Source organism: Deltaproteobacteria bacterium (assembly GCA_011773515.1).
Classification (GTDB): domain Bacteria; phylum Desulfobacterota; class Deferrimicrobia; order J040; family J040; genus WVXK01.
Genome location: WVXK01000108.1, coordinates 14,298 through 18,141, shown reverse-complemented (window position 1 = coordinate 18,141; position 3,844 = coordinate 14,298). Strand labels below are relative to the sequence as shown.

The 3,844-nt window shown below is 53.8% G+C and carries 3 protein-coding genes and 1 pseudogene (1 of these 4 running past the window's edge); 1 reads left to right on the top strand and 3 read right to left on the bottom strand.

The genetic code is table 11. The annotated features are described in order from the left end of the window. The 3 genes and pseudogenes from GTN70_11500 to GTN70_11490 all read right to left on the bottom strand — a co-directional run. Positions 1-299, bottom strand: a pseudogene (locus tag GTN70_11500) (archease); it reaches 94 nt to the left of the window's first position. Between the two features lies 1 nt (position 300). Further along, positions 301-1,185, bottom strand: coding sequence for a GTP-binding protein (locus GTN70_11495; GenBank protein ID NIO17584.1), 885 nt, complete (start codon positions 1,183-1,185; stop codon positions 301-303). Between the two features lie 2 nt (positions 1,186-1,187). Further along, complete coding sequence (locus GTN70_11490) at positions 1,188-2,645, bottom strand: RNA-splicing ligase RtcB (protein ID NIO17583.1); 1,458 nt, start codon at positions 2,643-2,645, stop codon at positions 1,188-1,190. Positions 2,646-2,912: 267 nt separating this feature from the next. On the opposite strand from GTN70_11490, the gene GTN70_11485 reads away from it, so the two are divergent. Beyond that, positions 2,913-3,707, top strand: coding sequence for a thioredoxin fold domain-containing protein (locus GTN70_11485; protein ID NIO17582.1), 795 nt, complete (start codon positions 2,913-2,915; stop codon positions 3,705-3,707). Positions 3,708-3,844: the final 137 nt, after the last annotated feature.

The window sequence follows — 3,844 nt, the reverse complement described above, 5'->3', positions numbered from 1 at the left end:
CCGGAAAGGAAGAAAGTATCGTCCTCTTTTCTGATCCTCACCGCAGACACCCGTAAAAGGAGCGTATCGGCGTCCTTGTAGAAGATAAGTTCCTGGAGCGTTTCAAAGAGCAGCATGTCGATCTCTTCGGCACTGACATCAATTGTTCTGCGCTGAATGGGGGCAATTGAATTAAGCTCCTCCACCATGACGTTCATGGTGGCATCAGCTGCGGCGACGAAGGTTTCTTCAAGGGTTGCCCCCCATGCCTCGAAGGCGATGTCGGCAGTTGCTATGTCCTCCAGGTATCGGTAGGGCACATCAATCCTCGCACTGATGGAGGTCGTTCAGTATATTCTCCATCACGGCATCGAGGTTTTTGCCGATGAACACGAGGCGGGTCCCACGGGTGCTGAACTCGTCGAGATCGGCTCGGCCGATCACATAGTTGAAGAGGTAGGATCCGTCGTGAAACTGCACGAAGCCCTTGGCACGGTAGACCGAAAGGGGAAGACTCGATATCACCTCTTCGAACTTTTTCCGGTCCATCACCCTTTCCGTGGTGAAAGTACAAGAGGAAAAATGATCGTCCCCTGACGATGGGCGAAAGTCGAGACTCCTTCCGGAGGTCAGGCCGAAAAGGAGGTCCACATCGACCCCGCAGCGGACCGTTTTTAGGATTTCGGCCCTGTCATTGTACTTACGTACTTCATCGATCACCCAGCCAGCCTCTTCTTCCGATACCAGATCCGTCTTGTTCAGGAGCAGGATGTCGGCTGCCTGAAGCTGCGTCCTGGCGGTGTATCCCACCCGGGGGTAACGCACGCTCGTATAACAATCGACGATGCAGATGACGCTGTCGAGTCTGACCATCGGCACGTTGTCCTCGACTTCAAAGACCAGGGCATCTGCCTCGGCAACCCCGGTAGCCTCAACGATGATGAGTTCCGGTGAAGCCATCTCCAGTATTTCTTCGATGGCGGCCTCAAATTCACCCGTGAGGGAACAGCAGACGCACCCACCTGCAAGCTCCACCATCTGGATGTGTTCACCCTGAATGACCTCGCTGTCGATGGCAATTTCACCGAACTCATTCATGAGCACGGCGATTTTCCTGTCCGTTTCGGCCAGGATTCTCATCAGGAGCGTGGTTTTTCCGCTGCCGAGTGACCCCGTTATCAGCGCGATGGGAGTTCTCTGGCTCATACCTATCCCTTGATGTTTCCAATGGGAACGAAGCGGACAACCCTCTTGCTGATCCCGGCCAGCTCGGTTGCCGCGATGACCTCGTCTATGTCCTTGTATGCGGGACCCGCCTCCTCGGCGAGACCGGAATAGGAGACGCTGCGCACGTAGATGCCGCGCTGTTCCATCTTTTTCTGCAAATCACGGCCTCGAAACAGCTTCTTGGCTTTTCTGCGGCTCATCGTGCGTCCGCTCCCGTGAGCCGTGGAGAAAAAGGTTTCCTGCCCTCCTTCCACTCCCGCAAGAAGGTAGGAGCCGGTTTCCATGCTTCCCCCTATGATAACCGGCTGTCCCGAGCTTGCATATAAATCAGGCAGCCCCTCCATGCCGGGGCCGAATGCCCTCGTTGCGCCTTTCCTGTGGACGAGGATATCGCGCTTTTCTCCGTCGATGACGTGTCTTTCCAGCTTGGCCGTGTTGTGGGCCACATCGTATACCTGCCGCAGGCCCAGGTCGAGCGGGTCCTTCCGAAAGATATCTGAAAACACCTCCCGTATCCGGTGCAGTATGACCTGGCGGTTTGCAAAAGACATGTTGATTGCACACTTCATCGCAGCAAAGTATTCCTGCCCCTCGTGGGAGTTAAATGGTGCACAGGCCAGTTCCCGGTCCAGGATCTTTATGCCATATTTTTTTTCCATCACCTTCAGAAATATCTGCAGGTAATCCGTTGCGACCTGATGGCCGAATCCGCGGCTTCCGCAGTGAAACATGATGACCACCTGGTTGGGGATAGAGATGCCGAAGGTCTTTGCCAGCTTTTCGTCGTAGATGAATTCGGGTTTCGCTACCTGGATCTCCAGATAGTGGTTCCCCGACCCGAGTGTCCCCACCTGCTTGAACCCGCGCAAAACCGCCCTGTCGCTTATCTTGCTCGCATCTGCCCCGGGAATGCATCCCCCCTCCTCCGTGAGCTCGAGGTCCTCGTCCCACCCGTATCCGTTTTTCACGCACCACCTGCCTCCCTCCTCCAGGAGTTCGCGAAACTCGTCGTGGGATATCTTTAAAAAACCCGTAGAGCCGACTCCTGCGGGAACACGCTCGAAGAGCCTGTCCACGAGGAGGCGAAGATGGGGTTTGACTTCCTCATGGGTGATGTTTGTCAGGACGAGCCGCATGCCGCAATTTACATCGAACCCTATTCCTCCGGGGGATATGACTCCCTCTTCGGTATCCATGGCAGCGACCCCACCGATGGGGAATCCGTATCCCCAGTGACCGTCGGGCATGCAGTATGCGTACTTCTGGATACCCGGGAGGGTGGCGACGTTCGTTACCTGGTCAAATACGCCCTCGTCCATCTCGAGAATCAGTTTTTCCGTGGCGTAGATTCTCGCCGGTACGCGCATGCCGGCCTTGTAGGCGGGTGAAATTTCCCAGACGGTATCCGATATTTTTTCAAGACCCTTCGGTAGAGACATTTTCTTTGTCCATTGCCTTCTATTCTTCTATTGTACCCTCCTTGGCGTCATAATTTGTTCGTTTTCGGGTGCTTTGAATCTGGCCGGTCTTTTTGTGTTTTAAAACTCTCACCGGATATTCTGGTATAATAAAAAATGTTTTTTCAGGGAACGCGTTTTTGGTTTCTCGTGCTCGTATGTCCTTTCCCGCATGTTGAAGTGAGGTGAATATCCGCATCAGGCGGAACGTAGATACAATAACAGACGAAGCAGCATAAGGAGAAGCGTATGAGACGGCTAACCATTATCTTTTGCCTCCTGGCACTCGTTCTCGGTGCCGGCGATGTTTTTGCATTCGGCGGGAGCGGGTGTGCTGAAGGGTCCTGTCGGGACTGCCACAGCCTGAACAAAAGCGAGGCGGAAGAGCTGCTGAAGAAGTACGTTGACCGGGTAAACAGCGTTGATTACGCGGAGGTCCCCGGCCTGTGGGTTGCTGAAGTCGAGAAAAATGGGCGCAACTACCCTCTGTACATAGATTTTTCCAAGTCCTATATCATCGCGGGAAGCGTCGTCCGTGCAGGGAGCGGCGAGAACATAACGAGGAAACTGTACAAGAAGTTCAACAGGGTCGACGTTTCGAAGATACCAATCGACGATGCCCTGGTTCTCGGGAATACCGGCGGGAAAACGAAGGTAATCGTTTTTACCGATCCAAAGTGCCCTTACTGCAAGAAAATGCACGATGAGATGAAGAAGGTTGTGGCGAACTCCCCCGACGTCGTTTTTTACATAAAGCTCTATCCCCTCAAGATGCATCCCCAGGCCTACGGTATCTCGAAGAGCATAATCTGCTCAAAGTCCATGCGCATGCTCGAAGACAGCTTCGACAACCGGCCCGTTCCCGAACCCGCATGTGAGACTTCCGTCGTCGACAATACGCTGAAGCTGGTTGAAAGCCTCGGGATAAACTCGACGCCAACGATGGTTTTACCGGGGGGAACCGTCGTGTCAGGATACAAAACCGCAGAAAAGATCCTGGAGGTCATTCGCAAGGAGAAGGTGGCAATATCATCGCAGAGGTAAAGACCCCTGCAACCCGATGTTCCAACAGGTCGTCGGCGTACCCGGGTATTCGAATAATATTCCCCTTTGACCGAGATTTTCCCTTCTGTTTCCTGTCGATGTAATCTTGACTGATTGCGCCCATTTGGCTACATTTG